This is a genomic window from Micromonospora sp. CNZ303, from assembly GCF_004345505.1.
In genome coordinates, this window is the sequence record NZ_SLVT01000011.1 from 13,688 (window position 1) to 32,422 (window position 18,735).

The 18,735-nt window shown below is 73.3% G+C and carries 15 protein-coding genes; 10 read left to right on the forward strand and 5 right to left on the reverse strand.

Features of this window, described 5'->3' with window-relative positions:
• Positions 1-5 precede the first annotated feature (5 nt).
• From EV374_RS18260 to EV374_RS18280, 5 genes are all read right to left on the reverse strand, one after another.
• Positions 6-974 (reverse strand): TAXI family TRAP transporter solute-binding subunit, encoded by a 969-nt coding sequence (locus EV374_RS18260; protein WP_132236944.1) that lies wholly within the window; start codon positions 972-974, stop codon positions 6-8.
• Positions 971-1,363 (reverse strand): roadblock/LC7 domain-containing protein, encoded by a 393-nt coding sequence (locus tag EV374_RS18265; RefSeq protein WP_132236946.1) that lies wholly within the window; start codon positions 1,361-1,363, stop codon positions 971-973. Before EV374_RS18265 ends, EV374_RS18260 begins: the two co-directional genes overlap by 4 nt.
• Positions 1,360-3,804: a nitrate- and nitrite sensing domain-containing protein gene (locus EV374_RS18270; protein ID WP_132236948.1), complete on the reverse strand. Its 2,445-nt coding sequence runs from the start codon at positions 3,802-3,804 to the stop codon at positions 1,360-1,362. Before EV374_RS18270 ends, EV374_RS18265 begins: the two co-directional genes overlap by 4 nt.
• A 67-nt stretch (positions 3,805-3,871) precedes the next feature.
• Positions 3,872-4,891 (reverse strand): TAXI family TRAP transporter solute-binding subunit, encoded by a 1,020-nt coding sequence (locus EV374_RS18275; RefSeq protein ID WP_132236950.1) that lies wholly within the window; start codon positions 4,889-4,891, stop codon positions 3,872-3,874.
• Entirely contained in the window at positions 4,888-7,104 is a 2,217-nt protein-coding gene (locus EV374_RS18280; RefSeq protein WP_486485831.1) for a TRAP transporter permease, read from the reverse strand. The genes EV374_RS18275 and EV374_RS18280 overlap by 4 nt, the downstream gene beginning before the upstream one ends.
• Before the next feature lie 427 nt (positions 7,105-7,531).
• Here EV374_RS18280 and EV374_RS18285 point away from each other — a divergent pair, with 427 nt between their 5' ends.
• The 10 genes from EV374_RS18285 to EV374_RS18330 all read left to right on the forward strand — a co-directional run bounded on the left by EV374_RS18285 (position 7,532) and on the right by EV374_RS18330 (position 18,559).
• Positions 7,532-8,464 (forward strand): ABC transporter ATP-binding protein, encoded by a 933-nt coding sequence (locus EV374_RS18285; RefSeq protein WP_132236952.1) that lies wholly within the window; start codon positions 7,532-7,534, stop codon positions 8,462-8,464.
• Positions 8,465-8,603: 139 nt separating this feature from the next.
• On the forward strand, positions 8,604-9,146 hold the full coding sequence (locus EV374_RS18290) for a hypothetical protein (RefSeq protein ID WP_132236954.1): 543 nt from the start codon (positions 8,604-8,606) through the stop codon (positions 9,144-9,146).
• A gap of 87 nt (positions 9,147-9,233) precedes the next feature.
• A complete protein-coding gene (locus EV374_RS18295; protein ID WP_132237354.1) occupies positions 9,234-10,034 on the forward strand; it encodes an ABC transporter permease in 801 nt (266 codons plus the stop codon).
• A gap of 11 nt (positions 10,035-10,045) precedes the next feature.
• Positions 10,046-10,846, forward strand: coding sequence for an ABC transporter permease (locus EV374_RS18300; protein WP_132236956.1), 801 nt, complete (start codon positions 10,046-10,048; stop codon positions 10,844-10,846).
• A gap of 64 nt (positions 10,847-10,910) precedes the next feature.
• Positions 10,911-12,023, forward strand: a complete 1,113-nt coding sequence (locus tag EV374_RS18305; RefSeq protein WP_132236958.1) for a YihY/virulence factor BrkB family protein — start codon at positions 10,911-10,913, stop codon at positions 12,021-12,023.
• Positions 12,024-12,267: 244 nt separating this feature from the next.
• Positions 12,268-13,446, forward strand: a complete 1,179-nt coding sequence (locus EV374_RS18310; protein WP_132236960.1) for an ROK family protein — start codon at positions 12,268-12,270, stop codon at positions 13,444-13,446.
• Positions 13,443-15,002, forward strand: a complete 1,560-nt coding sequence (locus tag EV374_RS18315) for a sugar ABC transporter ATP-binding protein (protein ID WP_132236962.1) — start codon at positions 13,443-13,445, stop codon at positions 15,000-15,002. Before EV374_RS18310 ends, EV374_RS18315 begins: the two co-directional genes overlap by 4 nt.
• Positions 14,999-16,123 (forward strand): ABC transporter permease, encoded by a 1,125-nt coding sequence (locus EV374_RS18320; RefSeq protein WP_132236964.1) that lies wholly within the window; start codon positions 14,999-15,001, stop codon positions 16,121-16,123. Before EV374_RS18315 ends, EV374_RS18320 begins: the two co-directional genes overlap by 4 nt.
• Before the next feature lie 121 nt (positions 16,124-16,244).
• Positions 16,245-17,300 carry a substrate-binding domain-containing protein gene (locus EV374_RS18325; RefSeq protein WP_132236966.1) on the forward strand — a complete coding sequence of 352 codons (1,056 nt, stop codon included), beginning with the start codon at positions 16,245-16,247 and terminating at the stop codon, positions 17,298-17,300.
• Positions 17,301-17,353: 53 nt separating this feature from the next.
• Positions 17,354-18,559 carry a Gfo/Idh/MocA family protein gene (locus tag EV374_RS18330; RefSeq protein WP_486485847.1) on the forward strand — a complete coding sequence of 402 codons (1,206 nt, stop codon included), beginning with the start codon at positions 17,354-17,356 and terminating at the stop codon, positions 18,557-18,559.
• The last annotated feature ends 176 nt before the right edge of the window (positions 18,560-18,735 follow it).

Sequence of the window (18,735 nt, forward strand, 5' to 3'; positions counted from 1 at the left end):
GCGGGTCACCCGCGCTGGTAAAACCGCGCGGCCCCGGGGTGCAGCGGGATCGGGTCGGTGCCCGAGGCGCTCTGCTGGGTGAAGTTGCCGGCCTCGGGGTGCACCTTGACCAGGTCGGCCTGGTAGGCGAAGAGCAACCGGGTCAGGTCGTACGCCAGTTGGTCGGGCATGTCGGCGCTGACCAGGATGACGTTCGCCACCGTGACCGTCGGCGTGCCGCTTTTGGTCTTGTAGACCTCCTTCGGCAGCTCCGCCGTGGTGTAGACCGAGCCGTGGCGCGCGGTGAGCGGCTCCATCAGGTCGACGATCGGCAGCAGCGCGTACTTGCCGGGCGCGCTGGCCAGCAGGTCGGCGATGCCCGGCGTGGGCAGGCCGCCGGAGAAGAACATCGCGTCGAGCGTGCCGGCCCGCATCCGCTTCACGGTCTCCGGCAGGGAGAGCGTGGCCCGGACGACGTCCCGGTCCGGGTCGAGGCCGGCGGCGGTCAGCAGACGCCCGGCGATGATGTCCGTGCCGGACTTCGGCGAGCCGGTGGAGACCCGCTTCCCGCGCAGGCCCGACAGCCTGGTGACCTTCGCGTCGGCGCGGACGATGACGTGGGTGTAGTTGCTGTAGACCCGGGCCAACGCCCGCACCGGCTGCGGCTGGCCCTCGAAGGCCCCGCGCCCCGCGACGGCGTCGGCCGCCGTGTCGGCGAGGCTGAAGGCGATCTCCATGTCGCCGCTGGCCAGCCGGTTGACGTTCTCCACCGACGCGCCGGTCGGCTCGGCCCGTGCCTCGTAGCCGGGCAGGTGCCGGCTGATCACGTCCGCGTAGCCGCCGCCGAGCTGGTAGTAGACGCCGGTGGTGTTGCCGGTGGCGAGGAAGATCCGGCCACCGTGCCAGGGTTGCGGCCCGGCCTCGGCCGCGCCGCAACCGGTGGCGAGCACGGTCGCCAACAGGGCCGCCAGCAACCGGGAGGACCGTCCGATCACGCCCGGACCGCCGGCTCCAGGGCCTCCGCCACCCGCTGGACCAGCATGGCGGTCTCGTAGCCGATCTGGCCGAGGTCGCAGCCGGGCGCGGCGAGCACCCCGACGAGGGCGCGCTCGCCGACCGCCATCACCAGCATCACCCCGCCGTCCATGTCGACGATCTGCTGGCGTACGCGGCCGGCCGACATGAGCCGGGCGGCACCGACGGTCAGGCTGGCCAGGCCGCTGATCACGGCGGAGAGCTGGTCCACCTGGTCGGGCGCGAGGTGGGGCGAGGCCGCCAGCCGCAGCCCGTCGCCGGAGACAGCGAGGGCGTGCGACACGTCCGGCACCTGTTCGGCGAAGTTGGCCAGGAGCCAGTCCAGGCCGGCGCTCTCGGGATATGTCATGGGATTCTCCTGGGGGGTGTCGTCTGGGTACGTCGGGTCGCCGCGGCCACTCCCTCGGCGAGCGAGGACAGCCGGGACCGCACGATCTCGGGGTCGAGCAGGTCGCCTGCGGGCCGCGCCGTCGGGGCCTCGTGCAGCGCGGCCGGCAGTTGGCCGCCCCGGGTGCGGCGCGGCAGCCCGGCCCCGGTGAGCGGGGGCGGCGCGGGCGGGGCCGACGCGGGACGGGACGGCGGCACCGCGGCGCCACCGGACCCGGTCGGGCGCGCGCCGAGCACCGGGAGCGTGATCGTCGGCGCGTGGTGGACGCTGGTCAAATCGGGCAGGGTGGCGGGACCACCGGTCCCGGTCCGGGGCCGGAACCAGGCGGTCTGGGCGGGGACCACCGGCGCCTGCGTACGCACGGGCGGCGGCGCCTGCGCCGGCACCGTCCGGACGGGTGGCGCCGGCGCGTGCACCTGCGCGGTGGCCTGCGCGGGGGCGCGCACCTCCGGGGCGGAGCGCGGGGCGACGTCCTCGACGCGGGTCAGCGCCGACTCCGGGATCTCCACCTGCGCGACGGTGCCCGCGCCGCTGTTGTGCAGCTGCACCCGCACCCCGTGCCGGGCCGCCAGGTGGGCCACCACGTGCAGGCCCATGCTGCCGGCGGAGGCGCTGGAGAGCATCGCGGGGGCGAGCAGCCGCTCGTTGATCGCGGCGAGGCGGCTGTCGCTGATGCCGATGCCCTGGTCGTGCACGCGCAGCGTGAGGCCGTCGATCGTGCGCCGGCCGTCGACGTGCACCGGCGAGTTCGGCGGGGAGTAGACGGTGGCGTTCTCCAGCAGCTCGGCGAGGAGGTGGACCAGGTTGCCCACGGCGGCCCCGTGCACCGCGGCGGTCGGCACGTCGACCTCCACCCGCGGGTAGTCCTCGATCTCGGAGGCGGCCGCCCGCACCACGTCGGCGAGCAGGTGGGCGCCGTCGTGCGTACGACCGGGCTCCCCGCCGGCGAGGACGAGGAGGTTCTCGCCGTTGCGCCGCATGCGGGCGGCGAGGTGGTCCAGCGCGAAGAGCCGGGCCAGCGCGTCCGGGTCGGTCTCCTCGCGTTCGAACTCGTCGAGCAGCCGCAGCTGCCGGGTGATCAGGGTACGGATGCGCCGGGCCAGGGCCTCGGCCATCCGGGTCACGTCCATCCGCACCTCGGCCTGTTCGCCGGCCAGGCGCAGGGCGGCCCGGTTCACCGTGTCGAAGGCCTGGGCGACCTGCGCGATCTCGTCCCGGCCCTGCCCGATGCCGGCGGTCAGCCGGGTCGCCGCGCCGTCGGTCGGCGCGCCGTCACCGGAGGCGATGGCGGTGATCCGCTCCGGCAGTTCGCGGTGCGCCATGGCGAGCGCCGCGACCCGCAGCCGGCGCAGGCGACGGCTGGTGCGGACGGCGAGCAGCACGGCGGCGGTCAACGACGCCAGCGCGACGGCGGTGGTCGCGCCACCGGTGACGAGGGCCCGCCGCTGGGCGTCGCGGGCCAGCCCGGCGGCCTTGCGGTCGAGTTCCTCGGAGAGTTCCCGGCCGAGCAGGTTGTACCGCCGGATGGCCCCGCTCTGGGCCACGTACCAGGCGTCGCCGTCGGTCCTCAACCCGGCGGGCTCGGACTCCACGTTGAGCGCGCTGTCGCGCATCCGGCGGGCGGTGGAGACGTCGGTCCCGGCCACCAGCCGGGTGTACGCGTCCGCCGCCGGCCGGCCGGCGATCCGGGAGAACTCGGCCTGACGCTGCTCCTGCGCGCCCCGCAACTGGCCGAGGCGGACCAGTTCCCCGTTCACCAGCGTGCCCCGCACGAAGACGGCGCGGAGCAGGTCGCGTTCCACGGCGGCGAGGTGTTCCTGGGCGGCCACGGCCGCGACCTCCCGGGCCCCGTTGGCCAGCTCCCGGTCGCGCAGCTGGGCCGGCAGCGCGTCGGCGACGGCGAGCAGCGACTCGACCAGCGATAGGTAGGCCGGGTCGGCGGTGGTGCCGCCCAGCGCGGAGCCGCGGGCCGGCTCGAGCTGGCCGAGCTGCGCGTCGGCGCCGTCGAGCACCTGGCGCAGGTCGGGGGCGGCGCGGCGGGCGTCCCGGCTGGCGCCGCGGTAGCGCTCGACGGACGCGTCGACCCGCCGGCGCTGCGCGTCGACGAGGGGCCGTCCGCTGCTGCCGCCCCGCTGGCGCAGGGCCGCCGTCTCGCCGAGTTCCCGTTCCAGCTCGTGCACCAGGCGCACGGTGGCCGTCGCGGTGCCGGCCAGGACCCGGGCGCGGTCCGCGTCGTCGGAGGCGTCGAGGGCGGTGGCGGTCTGGGCCGCCCCCAGCACCACCAGGCCGACCGTGGCCACCAGGATGGGCGCGAGCAGCTGGGTGCGTACCGACCACAGCCGGTCGGTGTGGTCGGCGGGCCGGTGGTGCCGGCGTACGCGGCCGGGGGTGGGGAGCGACACTCGGGCCCTCCGGGTCAGGGTCGGGGGCGCCGGGCCCGGGCGCGAGGCCCGGACCCGGCGCCGGGGATCAGCGTGCGCCGAGGTCCTGCAACGCCTTGTCCGCGCCGCGGTGCAGCGGTACGGGGTCGGTCTTGCGGGCGTTGTCCAGGCTGATGCCCTTGGCGGCCGGGTTGGCCTGGGCCAGGGCGTCCTTCTTGTCGAACACCGTCCGGGTGATCGCGCAGGCCACGTTCGCGTTGAGGTCCTTGCGGACCAGCAGCACGTTCGGCACCACGATGGTCGGGGTGTCCGCGGCGGTCTTGTAGACGTCCGCGCCGATGGTCCCGGCCTGGTACGCCGGGTTGAGCTCGGTCATCTTGGGCAGCAGCGGGGTGATGTCGATGAACTTCACCTTGTCCCCGGCGGTGGTGAACAGGTCGGTCAGCCCGCCCGTGGGCACCCCGCCCGACCAGAACAGCCCGTCGACGCTGCCGTCCTTGACGCCCTCGACGCTCTTGGTCAGGTCGAGTCGCTGCGCCTGGACGTCCTTGGCCGGGTCGAGGCCGGCGGCCTCCAGCAGCCGGTTGGCGATGACCTCGGTGCCGGACTTCGGGGAGCCGGTGGAGATCTTCTTGCCCTTCATGTCGGCGACCGAGTTGATCCCCGAGTCGGCCCGGACGACGACCTGCGTGTAGTTGTCGTAGATCCGGGCGAGCGCCTCGACGGGCTGCGGGGCGGTGAAGCTGCCCTTGCCCTGCACCGCGTTGACCGCCGTGTCGAACAGCGAGAAGGCGACGTCGTACTGCCCGCCGACGAGCTGTTCGATGTTCTGCACCGAGGCGCCGGTCTCGGCGGCGGTGCCGGTCAGCTTGCCCTCGGTCGCCCCGGAGAGCTGACCGGCCAGGGCGTTGCCGACCACGTAGTAGACCCCGGTGGCGTTGCCGGTGGCGATGCCGACGCGGGTGCTGTCGGTGACCTTGCAGGTGATCTCACTGGCGGCGTCGTCCTTGGTCGCGCCGTCCTGACGGCCTCCGCAGCCGGCGGTGCCCGCGGCGACGAGGGCCAGCGCGCCAACCCCCGCGGCGAGCCGCATGTTGATCCGTCTCACTGTTTTTCCTCCCCATGGTTCACCGTTGGTACTGCTGACGGCCCGCCGTTCCGGCCGGCGGATCCGCGTCTGACGAGCACGCCCGCCACCATGACGGCAGCCAGGGCGGCGCCGATCGCGACGGGCACGGGTTCGAGCCAGAGCAGCGTGAGCCCGGCGAGCGCGCCGACGATCCGCTCCGGCGTGCCGGCCGGGCCGACGCCGGGCAGCCAGCCGCCCGCCGCGACCGCGAGCACGGCGACGCTGAGGGCGGCGACCGTCGCGGCGACGGCTATCCGCTGCGGGCCCCCGATGCCGAGCAGCCCGAGGCCGGTCGGGGTGACCACGAAGGCGAGCGGGATGAGGTAGGCCGGCAGGGCGTACCGCAGGGTCTGCCACATGGTCGGCACCAGCCGGCCGCCGGTCACCGCGGCGGCGGCGACCGCGGCGAGCGCGGTCGGCGGGGACGCCTCGGACAGCACCGCGAAGTAGAAGACGAACATCGCCGCGGCAGGCGCGGTGACGCCCAGGTCCAGCAGGGCCGGGCCGATGATCACCCAGCCGATCACGAACGACGCGGTGACCGGCACGGCCAGCCCGAGCAGGGTGAGGGCGACGGCGGCGAGCAGCGCGGTGAGCGCCAGCACCACGGCCGGCTCGGAGCTGACGGCCTGGGCGCCGCTGACCAGCAGCGCCGCCGCCTGCGGGCCGAGGCCGGTCTTGGTGGTGGTGGCCGTGATGATGCCCGCCGCGGCGCAGACCGCGCTCACCGCGAGCACCCCGCGCACCCCGGCGCTGAGCGCGGCGAGCAGGCGGGGCGGGGTGAGCCGGTGCCGACGGTCGAGGAAGGACAGCACGGCGGCCAGGATGGTGGCCAGCACCACGGCCTTCGTCGCGGAGAAGCCGACGGCCAGCAGCCCGACGATCGCGAAGAGCGAGAGGAAGTGGTAGCCGAACCGGGCCAGCAGCCGGCCGGCGGAGGTCGTGTCGATCACCACCGGCCGCACGCCCGAGCGCCGGGCGTCGATCTCGACCGCGAGGAGGATGCCGAGGTAGTAGAGCACCGTCGGGACGGTCGCCCAGCCGAGCACCTGGAGGTACGACACGCCGAGGTACTCGGCGATGATGAAGGCCGCCGCGCCGAGGGTGGGCGGGGAGAGGATCGCCCCGACGCCGGCCGCGGCGAGCATGCCGCCCGCCCGCTCCGGCGGGTAGCCGGCGCGGCGCAGCACGGGCCAGGTGACCGCGCCGATGCTGACGGTCGTCGCCGCGCCGGAGCCGGAGACGGTGCCGAGCAGGAACCCGGAGGCGACGGCGGTGCGCCCGGCGGCCGTGCGCGAGCGCCGGAAGGCGGCGGCGGAGAGCTCCACGAAGAACCGGCCGGCTCCGGAGAGGTCCAGCACCGCGCCGTAGATGGTGAACAGCACGATGTACGTCGCCGCGACGTCGAGCGGCGTGCCGTAGAAGCCGCTGTCGGAGTTGTAGAGGCCGTCGACGATCTGCCCGAAGTCGAGGCCGGCGTGGGCCACCGGCCAGGACTGGGGCAGCAGCCCGCCGTAGTAGCCGTAGCCGAGGAAGACCACGCAGACGGCCGGCAGGATCCAGCCGGTGGTGCGCCGGCACGCCTCCAGCAGCAGGAGCAACAGGACGGTGCCCATCGCCACGTCCATGCCGACGAGCAGGCCCTGCCGGTCGAGGAAGGCGTCGTACCCGCCGCCGCCGTCGCCCAGGTCGACGGGCAGCACCGGGTAGAGGCAGCTGACCAGCGCCGCGCCGGCCAGGATCCAGTCCGCCACGGTGGGGCCCCGGCGCCTGGGGCGCTCCGCCGGGACCGCGTCGTCCGGCCCGGTCGCGCCGGTGCGGCGCAGCCGCCGGGGCAGGCGCAGATCCGCCGGGTACGCCAGGAAGACCATCGGCAGGATGCCGGCCAGGAAGATGACCAGGTAGAACTTGCTCCCCTGCGGCAGCGGGTAGAACACCTGCCAGAGGGCGAGCAGCGCGATCGCCAACGTCGTTCCGGTGACCAGCACGCCGATCGGCCCGGAGAGTTCCCGCCCGGGCTTTTCGTCCTCGAACTGCGCGGCGAGTTCCCGTGGATCGGGCGCGGCACCGTCTGGATCGGACCTATTGTCCGTCTCGGGCGGCAACGGAACCGGACCGCCATCCGGGGTGGACTCGGGGCCCACGGTGGACGGCTGCGGGGCGGGTTCGCCGGAGGAACGCACTGGTGGCACGAGGGGGCACGATACGCGAATTAGATACCGGGCGGAACATTGCTGATCATGATTGCAGCCAGTAATTAATTGGGACTTGTGATTACGCAGAGAGACTGTAAAGGGATCCGGATATGCGGCAGGATGCGCGCCCTGATTGGTAAGAATGCGGCAAGCCGGGAGCGGGCCGCATCCGATGCGTCCACTCTGGTCCGGTAGCAGCGCGTTTCCGGCCCACCCTCGCGCGCCGTCGCTGCGCCGTCGGCACCGCACCAGGTCATGACGCTGGGTAGTTTTCGTCGCTCTCCGTCGCCGGATGGGCCCTGACCTGGGCGCCTGTACCCCTACCGCCCGGCCCCTATCAACCCGGCGACGGACCGGCCCGGATCCGGTGGGGGTGCCGGAACCGTCCGGTGGGGGTGTCGGATCCGGAGGTTAGGGTCGGGCGATGACCACGGCTCCACCACTCATCCAGGCGCGGGCGCTGGTGAAGCGGTTCGGCGACTTCACCGCCGTCGACGGCATCGACGTCGAGGTGCGGGCCGGCGAGGCGTTCGGCTTCCTCGGGCCCAACGGCGCCGGCAAGTCCTCCACCATGCGGATGATCGGCTGCACCTCCCCGCCCAGCGGCGGCGAGCTGCGCATCCTCGGCATGGATCCGGTGCGCGACGGGCCGGCGATCCGGGCCCGCCTCGGCGTCTGCCCGCAGCTCGACAACCTGGATCCCGAGCTGACCGTCCAGGAGAACCTGACCACCTACGCGCGCTACTTCGGCATCTCCCGCCGGGTGGCCCGGGCGCGGGCCGCCGAGCTGCTCGACTTCGTCCAGCTCACCGAGCGGGCCGACAGCAGGGTGGAGCCGCTCTCCGGCGGCATGAAGCGGCGGCTGACCATCGCCCGCGCGCTGGTCAACGAGCCCGAGATCGTCCTGCTCGACGAGCCGACGACCGGCCTCGACCCGCAGGCCCGGCACCTGGTGTGGGAGCGGCTGTTCCGGCTCAAGCAGCAGGGCGTCACGTTGGTCCTCACCACGCACTACATGGACGAGGCGGAGCAGCTCTGCGACCGCCTGGTCGTGATGGACGGCGGGCGGATCGTCGCCGAGGGCTCGCCCCGGGCGCTGATCGACCGGCACTCCACCCGGGAGGTCGTCGAGCTGCGGTTCGCCGCCGAGTCCCAGGAGGCGTTCGCCGGCAAGCTCGACGGGCTGGGGGAGCGGGTCGAGGTGCTGCCCGACCGGATCCTGCTCTACGTGCCCGACGGCGACGCGGCCGTCGCCGAGGTCGGCGAGCGGGGGCTGCACCCGGCCAACGTGCTGGTCCGGCGCAGCAGCCTGGAGGACGTCTTCCTCCACCTCACCGGCCGCACCCTGGTCGACTGACAGGGCGCCCGGTCGTCGGTGGTTCGCGATCCTGGTGTCGGTCGTCCGGCGCGACCGGGTGGGTGCGGCGGGCCGGCCGTTACGTAGCATCGGCGGGCCGGCGGCACGTCGACCGCCCGGCGACGCACACGGGGGTGTCATGTCGGAGTTGGAGTTCCAGTCCCGCCGCCAGGCCGGGCTGGCCGCGCTCTATCTGGGCGTCTTCGCGACGATCTGGTTCAGCGTGCCGGCCGCCGAGCAGCCGCTGCGCGCCCTGCTGGTGGTCGCGAGCGGCGCGGCCCTGGTCACGGCGGTGATCGGCGCCGTCGTCGTGGCGCGTAGCCGGGGCGCCGGGGGCGTCGCCCACGACCGTGCCGCCGACCGCCGCTACCTCCTGATCGTCCTGGCCGAGTTCGCCGCCGCCGGGCTCGGCGCCGTCGTGCTCGCCCTCGTCGGCTGGTCGGAGTTCATCCCGGTGCTGGTCGGTGCCGTCGTGGGGCTGCACTTCTTCCCCCTCGTCCCGGTGCTGCGCGATCCGCTGCTGTGGCCGCTCGGGGTGGCGGTGTGCGCCGTCGCCGTGGCCGGGCTGGTCACCGCGCTCGTCTCGGCGGTGCCGGCGGGGCTCGTCGTCGGCACCGGCACCGGGCTGCTGCTGCTCGCCTACGCGGTGCAGGCGCTGCTGCGCGTGGCCCGTAAGCGCTGACGGGGCGACGGAGTCGCCGACCTGTCGTACCCGCGAGGTAGGAAGGCCGTGGTGGACGCGGATCGAGACGGGGGTGGTCGCGTGAGCGTGGCGCAGTCGGCGCGGGAACGCGCGCGCCCGAGGTTGCCGCGGGTGCCGGCGCTCGCGGTGCTGGCGCACCATCTCGTCGGCTACCGGCGCACCTGGCGGGCGGGGCTCTTCTCGTCGTTCCTGCTGCCGGTGCTGACCGTCCTCGGCGTCGGCGTCGGCGTCGGCTCCTACATCGACCAGGGCGTCGACGGGGTGAGCTACCTCGACTGGATCGTGCCCGGCCTGATCGCGTCGACCGCGTTGCAGACGGCCGTCAGCGAGTCGACGTGGCCCGTCTTCGGCAACTTCCAGTGGGTCAGGACCTACGTCGCGCAGAGCGCGGCGCCGCTGCGGGTGGGCGACATCCTCGGCGGCCACCTGGCCTTCGTGGTGTTCCGGGTGGTCACCACCGTCGCGGCCTTCCTGCTGGTGACGGCCCTGTTCGGGGCGCTGCGCTCCCCGTGGGCGCTCGCCGCGCTGCCGGTGACGGCGCTGCTCGGGCTGGCGGTCGCCGCGCCGACCTTCGCGTACGCGTCGGTGGTCTCCGTCGACAGTTGGCTCGCGATGCTGCTCCGCTTCGCGGTGATCCCGATGACGCTCTTCGCCGGCGTGTTCTTCCCCGTCGAGTCGCTGCCCCTGGCGCTGCGCTGGCTGGCGTACGCGACCCCGCTCTGGCACGGCGTCGACCTGTGCCGGGCGGCGGCGCTCGGCGTCGCTCCGCAGTGGTCGGTCGCCGGCCACCTGCTCTACCTCGCGGCCTGGGCGGTCGGCGGCTGGCTGCTGGCCCGGCGCGCGTTCCGTCGCAGGCTGGTCGTCTAGGAGGAGTCGCAGTGGTCGCTCTCGTCCTGCCCCGGCTGGCCGCCGCGTCCCGCCGGTCGGTCTCCGTGGCCGAGCGCAACGTCGCGGCCCTGAAGGCCGTCTACTGGCTGCTGCTCGTCTCCGGGTTCGTGGAGCCGCTGCTCTACCTGCTCTCCATCGGTGTCGGGGTCGGCACGCTGGTCGGCGACCTCACGCTGCCCGGCGGCGAGGTCGTCGCCTACGCGGCGTTCGTCGCGCCGGCCATGCTCGCGTCGTCGGCCATGTCCGGCGCGCTGTCGGAGACGACCTTCAACTTCTTCGGCAAGATGAAGCAGATGAAGCTGTACGACGGGGTGATCGCCACCCCGGTGCAGCCGTTCGAGATCGCGCTGGGGGAGCTGCTCTGGGCGATGCTGCGCGGTAGTGCGTACTCGGCCGCCTTCCTGGTGGTGATGGTGGCGATGGAGCTGACCACCGCGGCGCGGGCGCTGGTCGCCTTCCCGGCGGCCGTGCTGGTCGGCTTCGCCTTCGGCGCGCTGGGCATGGCGATCACCACCTTCATGCGCAGCTGGCACGACTTCGACCTGATGTCGGCGGCCCAGTTCACCCTCTTCCTCTTCTCCGGCACGTTCGTGCCCGCCGAGGCCTACCCGGCCGCGCTGCGCTGGGCGGTGGAGGTGACGCCGCTCTACCGCGCGGTGCACCTCATCCGCGGCGTCTCGGTGGGCGCGGCCGGCTGGGAGTGGGTGCTCGACGTGCTCTACCTGCTCGCGGCGATGCTCCTGGGGCTGCTGGTCGCCTCGCGCCGGATGGGCAGGTTGCTCTACGGCTAGTGGTTAACGGTGGCCGTTGCCTGGGCATGTCGAGGGGGACTGACACCGACCACGAGGAGGGGCGATGGCCTCCGACGAGTCCTCCACCCGCAGCGGACGCGACCGCGACGATTCCGGGGCGGCCGGCCGGGTGGGCGACCGCCGGACGGGCCGCGCGGACCGGGGATCCGACCCCGTTCGTGCCGAGCGGCACCGTCCGGGTCGCGGCCCGGTCGGGCCCGACGAGGGTCCCGACAGCCCGACCGAGCTGCCGGGCGCCGGTTGGAAGGCCGCACTGCGCCGCACGGTGCGGGAGTTCCAGGACGACAGCCTGACCGACTGGGCGGCGGCGCTGACGTACTACGGGGTGCTCTCGATCTTCCCCGGCCTGCTGGTGCTGGTCTCGATCCTCGGTCTGCTCGGCCCGCGGGCCACGGAGGGCGTCAAGGACACGGTCAACGACGTCGTCCCGCAGGACAGCATCCGGCAGATCGTCGAGGGGGCGATCGACCAGGCGCAGCAGAGCGGCGGCTTTGCCGGCTTCGCCGCGATCCTCGGTCTGCTCGCCGCGTTCTGGTCGGCGTCGGGTTACGTCGCCGCGTTCATGCGGGCCTCCAACACCATCTACGACGTGCCGGAGGGGCGACCGATCTGGAAGACGCTGCCGATCCGCGTCGGGGTGACCGCGGTGATCGGCGTGATGCTGCTGGCCAGCGCGGTGATCGTGGTCTTCACCGGCGGCCTCGCCGAGCAGGTCGGGGAGGCGATCGGGCTGGGCTCCACGGCGGTGACCGTGTGGAACATCGCCAAGTGGCCGGTGCTGCTGCTCCTGGTGAGCCTGATGTTCGCGATCCTCTACTGGGCGTCGCCGAACGCGCGGCACGGCGGCTTCCGCTGGGTCAGCCCCGGAGGCGTGCTGGCGGTGGTCATCTGGTTGGTGATCTCGGGCCTGTTCGCGCTCTACGTCAGCAACTTCGGCTCGTACAACAAGACGTACGGGGCGCTCGCCGGTGTGATCGTCTTCCTGATCTGGCTGTGGCTGAGCAACATCGCGATCCTCCTCGGCGCGGAGTTCGACGCCGAGCTGGAGCGCAGCCGCGCCATCGAGGCGGGCCACTCCCCGGACGAGGAGCCGTACGTCGAGCTGCGCGACGACCGCAAGCTCAAGAAGAAGCGCAACGCCGCCAACCGCAGCTGACCGCGTCGCCCGTCCGCACCCGCCGACGCCCCGCCACCCGTCACCGGTGGCGGGGCGTCGGCGCGCTTCCGCCCGCCACGGCCTCGCTCTTTTCCTGATCCTCCCGATGCTTTTGCTCGATCGGACAAAAGTTCGCGTCAAATCGGCCGAAGCTCTGGACACGTGACACGGAACACTCCTACTGTGTCGGCACGACACCTCGGCATCACGTCGATGTGAACGAGCCCGCGAAGAGGTGAGTCCGGTGCGGACGGTCGACCCCCTGCACGTACGGCTGCTGCGGCTGCTCCGTGACGAGGGCGCGGTCTCCCGGGCCGAGCTGGGCGACCGGTTGCAGATGCCCCGTCCCCGGCTGCTGGCGGAGCTGGAGCGCCTCGTCGCCCTCGGCTACGTCGCCGAGGCGGGGCTGGCCGCCTCCCGGGGCGGTCGCCGTTCCACCCTGGTCGAGCTGAGCCCGCGCCTGCGCTTCGCCGCCGTCGACCTCGGCGCCAGCTCCATCGACGTGGAGGTGGTCAACGGCCGGCTGGAGCCGGTCGCCGCGTACGCCGAGGCGGCCGACATCCGCACCGGCCCGAAGGTGATCCTCCAGCGGGTCAACGAGCTGCTGCACAAGGCCCGGGTGGACGGCGCCTACGAGCGGCTCGACGCCGTCGGCATCGGGGTGCCCGGCCCGGTCAGCTTCCGCGACGGCGTGCCGGTCTCCCCGCCGATCATGCCCGGGTGGGACCGGTTCCCGGTGCGCGAGCTGCTCACCCGCGAGCACGGCTGCCCGGCGGTGGTCGACAACGACGTCAACATCATGGCCATCGGGGAGCGGCACGGTGGGGTCGCCCACTCCGTGGACGACTTCCTCTTCGTGAAGATCGGCACCGGAATAGGGTGCGGGATCTACCTCAGCGGCGAGGTCTACCGGGGCACCGACGGCTGCGCCGGGGACATCGGCCACATCCAGGTCGACGCGCAGGGCCCCATGTGCTCCTGCGGCAACGTCGGCTGCCTGGAGGCGCTGTTCAGCGGGGCCGCGCTGGCCAAGGACGCGACCGCCGCCGCGCGCAGCGGGGTGTCGCCGGCGCTGGCCGAACGCCTCGCCGCACACGGCGCGGTGACCGCGCTCGACGTCGCCGGGGGTGCCGTCGAGGGGGACGTGACGTGCATCCAGCTGATCCGCGACGGGGGTCGGCGGGTGGGTGGGGTCCTGGCCGGGCTGGTCAGCTTCACCAATCCGTCGATGATCGTGATCGGCGGCGGGCTCGCCCAGCTCGGGCACATCCTCCTCGCCGAGATCCGCAGCGTCGTCTACCGCCGGTCGCTGCCGCTGGCCACCGGCAACCTGCCCGTCGTCCTGTCCGAGCTGGGCCCGCGCGCTGGCGTCGCCGGTGCCGCCGTGCTGGCCAGCGACGTGGCCTTCGCGGAGGCATCATGAGTGAGCAACTGGTCGAGGCGCCCGCCGACGCCGTCGCGGGCGAGGTGGTGCTGCGCCTCACCGACGTGGTCAAGACCTTCCCGGGCGTACGGGCCCTGGACGGCGTGCAGCTGGAGGTGCGTGCCGGCGAGGTGCACTGCCTGCTCGGGCAGAACGGTGCCGGCAAGTCCACCCTGATCAAGGTGCTGGCCGGGGTGCACCGGCCCGACTCGGGGCTCGTCGAGTGGCGGGGCGAGCCGACCACCTTCGCCAACCCGCAGGCCGCCATGCGCGCCGGCATCGCCACCATCTACCAGGAACTCGACCTGGTCGAGGACCTCTCGGTCGCGGAGAACGCCTTCCTCGGCCACGAGCCGCGCCGGCTCGGCTTCGTCCGGCGGGGCGCCATGGCCGGGCACACCCGGCAGATCCTCGGCCGGCTCGGCCACGCCGAGATCCCGCCCGGGCGGATGGTGCGCGCGCTGCCCGCCGCCGGCAAGCAGATCGTCAGCATGGCCCGCGCGCTCTCCCACGAGGCACGGCTGATCATCATGGACGAGCCGAGCGCCGTGCTGGCCCACGACGAGGTGGGCAACCTGTTCCGGATCATCCGGGAGCTGACCGCGCAGGGCATCGCCGTCATCTACATCTCGCACCGGCTGGAGGAGATCCGCGAGATCGGCGACCGGGTCACCGTACTCAAGGACGGCCGGACCACCGCCGCGAACCTGTCGGCCCGCGACACCCCGACCCGCGACCTGGTCAGCCGGATGACCGGCCGCACCATCGAGTACGTCTTCCCGGACCGCCCGGCCGGCGCGGCGGGCGGCGCGGAGCTGCTCACGGTCGAGGGGCTGACCCGGGCCGGCGAGTTCGCCGACGTCTCGCTCGGCGTGCGGGCCGGCGAGATCGTCGGCGTCGCCGGTCTGGTCGGCTCGGGCCGCTCCGAGCTGCTGGAGACCATCTACGGCGCGCGCCGTGCCGACGCCGGCTCGGTGCGGATGGCCGGCCGGGCGCTGCGCCCCGGCAGCGTCGGCGCGGCGGTACGGGCCGGGATGGGGATGGCCCCCGAGGAGCGCAAGAGCCAGGCGCTGCTGCTGGGCGAGCCGATCTACCGCAACGTGACCCTGGCGACCTTCGCCCGCTACGCCCGCGCCGGGTTCACCGACGCCGGGCGGGAACGGGACGAGGCGGACCGGATCGCCGAGAGCCTGGAGCTGCGCCCCCGCGACGTACGCCGGCCGGTGCGCACCCTCTCCGGCGGCAACCAGCAGAAGGTGGTGGTCGGCCGCTGGCTGCTCGGCGACACCCGGCTGCTGCTGCTCGACGAGCCGACCCGGGGCGTCGACGTCGGCGCCCGGGCGGAGCTCTACCAGGTGATCCGGGGGCTGGCCGCGCGCGGCGTCGGGGTGCTGCTGGTCTCCAGCGAGGTGCCCGAGGTGCTCGGCCTGGCCGACCGGGTGCTGGTGATGCGGGAGGGGCGGGTCGTCCGCGAGGCCCCGGCCCGCGAACTCGACGAGAACACCGTGCTCGACCTCGTCATGGCGGGGTCCCTGATGGAAGGCGCACCCGCATGACCGACGGTCCCACTCCCACGGCCGCGCCGGAGCAGGTGGCGCACCTGCCGGCACAGTCGCCGCCGGTGGCTCCGGCGGAGACCTCGGCAGCCGCGCACAAGGTGGCGGCACCGGGCCGGGTCTCCTGGTGGCGGGGGGACGGCGGGGAGGGCGCCCGCCGCAACCTCGGCCTGATCGGGGTGCTGGCCGTGCTCGTCGTGATCGGCGCCCTCACCCGCTCCGACCTGTACTCCGATCCCGACTGGGTGTGGGACAACGTCCTGAGCATCCTCAAGCTGGCGGCCGTGGTCGGCGTGGTCACCGTCGGCATGACCTTCGTGATCATCGGCGGCGGCATCGACCTCTCCGTCGGCGCGATCGTCGCGCTGGCGGGCGTCTGGTGCACCACGGTGGCCACCCAGAGCTACGGCGCCGGCGGCATGATCTTCAGCGCGCTCACCGTCGGGCTGGCGGTCGGCCTGGTCAACGGGCTGCTCATCTCGTACGGCCGGCTGGTGCCGTTCATCGCGACCCTCGCCATGCTGGTGGCGGCGCGGGGCCTGGCCGCCGAGATCTCCGACAAGCAGACCCAGGTGTCGGACAACGGCTTCATCAACGGCCTCGCCAGCAACAGCCTGCTGGGCATCCCGCTGCTGGTCTACATCCTCGCCGCCGTGGTGGCCGCCGGCTGGGTGCTGCTCAACCGCACCACCTTCGGCCGGCGTACGGTCGCCGTCGGCGGCAACCCGGAGGCCGCCCGGCTCGCCGGCATCAACGTCCGGCGGCACACCGTGCTGCTCTACGCGCTCTCCGGGCTCTGCTGCGGGATCGCCGCCATCATGCTCACCGCCCAGGCCAACTCGGCGCAGGCGGCGATGGCGAACCTCTACGAGCTGGACGCGATCGCCGCCGCGATCATCGGCGGCACGCTGCTCAGCGGCGGGCGGGGCACCATCATCGGTTCCCTGCTCGGGGTGGTCATCTTCGCCACCATCACCAACCTCTTCGCCATCAACGGTCTCTCCACGGAGGCCCAGAACATGGTCAAGGGCGGCATCATCGTCGCCGCCGTCCTGGTCCAGCAGGTCCAGTTCCGCAGCCTCACCCAGTTCCTGGGCCGCAACCGGCTCACCACCACCTGACCCGCACCGCACCGACCGCGCGGCATCCGGGCCACCTGAGCGACGGTGGCCGGGCACCGCACGCGCTCTTCCGTCCCGCACCGCGAGATTTCCTCCACCACCGTCAACCCAGGAGGTCGTCATGACCCAGCACAGTCGCGACATGTCGCGTCGCCGGCTGCTCTTCGGCGGGGCCGCCGTCGGCGCCGGCGTGCTGCTCGCCGGCTGCACCAGCAACGAGACCAAGCCGACCGAGGCGCAGACCAAGGCGGCGGCCGCGCCGGGCGGCAACAACGAGCCCGGCAAGCGGGTCGTCATCGGCTTCTCCGCGCCGGCCGCCGACCACGGCTGGATCGCCGCCATCACCAACAACGCCAAGGCGCAGGCCGGGGCGTACTCCGACGTGGAGTTCAAGTCGGTCGAGGCCGGCGCGGACGCGGCGGCCCAGCGGGCGGCGCTGTCCACGCTGATCTCGCAGAAGCCGGACGTGATCGTGCTGCTGCCGCACGACGGCAAGGAGCTCAACGCGTTCGGGCTGGAGGCGATGAAGGCCGGCGTCCCGGTGGTCAACCTGGACCGGGCGTTCCCCGACGCGCGGGCCTACCGGCTCCAGATCAAGGGCGACAACTACGGCATGGGCGTGGCCGCCGCCACCTACATGATCGAGCAGTTCAAGGCCAAGGGCGTCAGCAACCCGGTGATCGGCGAGATCGCGGGCATGGACGAGCTGGAGCTGACCCAGGAGCGGTCGAAGGGCTTCGTCGACACCCTGACGGCGAGCGGCTTCAAGGTCGCCAACCGCCGGGCGGCCCGGTTCACGGCCGACTCGGGGCAGCAGGAGGCGGCGCAGCTGCTCCAGGCCCTGCCGAAGATCGACGCGCTCTGGAACCACGACGACGACCAGGGCATCGGCGTGCTGGCCGCGGTCAACCAGAGCGGCCGCAAGGAGTTCTTCATGGTCGGCGGCGCCGGCTCGAAGAAGGCGATGGAGGACATCCAGGCGGACAACACGGTGCTGAAGGCGACGGTGACCTACAGCCCCTCGATGGCCTCCTCGGCCATCTCCCTGGCCCGGCTGATCGGCCAGGGCAGGGGCATGTCCGACCTGGTGGAACTCCAGGTGCCCAAGGAGATCATCCTCGCCTCCGAGACGATCACCAAGGAGAACGCGGGCAGCTACCTCAAGCTCGGGTTCTGATACACGGGGGGAGACCCACCTTGTCCACGACAGACAGAGAACTGCGGGTCGGCATGGTCGGCTACGCGTTCATGGGCGCCGCGCACTCGCAGGCGTGGCGCACCGTGAACCGGGTGTTCGACCTGCCGGCGCGGGCCCGGATGTCGCTGATCTGCGGCCGGGACGCCGGGAAGGTGGCCGACGCCGCCGACCGGCTCGGCTGGGACGCGTACACGACCGACTGGCGTGACCTGATCGCCCGGGACGACATCGACGTGGTCGACGTCTGCACGCCCGGGGACAGCCACGCCGAGATCGCCCTCGCCGCGCTGGCCGCCGGCAAGCACGTGCTGTGCGAGAAGCCGTTGGCCAACACGGTCTCCGAGGCCCGGGCGATGGCCGCCGCGGCGGTCACCGCGCAGGCCGCCGGGGTGCGGTCGATGTGCGGGTTCAACTACCGGCGGGTGCCGGCGGTCGCGATGATGCGCCAGCTCGTCGCCGACGGGCGACTCGGGGTGATCCGGCACGTCCGGGCGACGTACCTGCAGGACTGGATCGTGGACCCGCAGTTCCCCCTGGTGTGGCGGTTGCAGCGGGACAAGGCCGGCTCCGGCGCGCTCGGCGACATCGGCGCGCACATCATCGACCTGACCCAGTACGTCACCGGCCGGCGGATCACCGGGGTCAGCGCGGTCACCGAGACGTTCGTCAAGGAACGGCCGCTGCCGGCCGGGTCGAGCGGGCTGGCGGCGACGGTGGACGGGGCGACGGTCGACGGCAACGGTGCCGACGGCCACCGCCCGGCCACCGGGGCGGTCACCGTCGACGACGCGGCGGTCTTCGTGGCCCGCCTCGACGGCGGCGTGCTGGCGACGTACGAGGCGAGCCGCTTCGCCACGGGACGCAAGAACGCCCTCCGGGTGGAGATCAACGGCTCGCTGGGCACGGTGGCCTTCGACCTGGAGCGCCTCAACGAGCTGGAGTTCTACGACGCGACGCGACCCGCCGCCGAGCAGGGTTTCAGCCGCATCCTGGTGACCGAGGGGGAGCACCCGTACATGTCGGCGTGGTGGCCGCCCGGCCACCTCATCGGCTACGAGCACTCCTTCACCCACCAGATGCGGGACTTCGTCGAGGCGGTCGCCACGGGCGTCGACCCGGCGCCCTCCTTCGTCGACGGGTTGCAGGTCCAGCTGGTGCTGGACGCGGTGACCCGGTCGGCGGAGCTCGGCTCCTCGTGGACCGAGGTGGAGCCGGCCCTGGCCACGGTCGCCGCCTGAGCCGACTCCGGCGCCGACCGGCGAGGGACCGGCCGCGGTTGCGCCCCGCGGCCGGGACGAGGTCGGAGCCGGAGGACGTGCGGCCGGGCCGGCGTGGCCCGGTGACGCACGAGCAGAACGGTCGTCCGGTGCGGCCGGACCGGGATTCCCCGGTCGCACCGGAGGACCGTCACCAC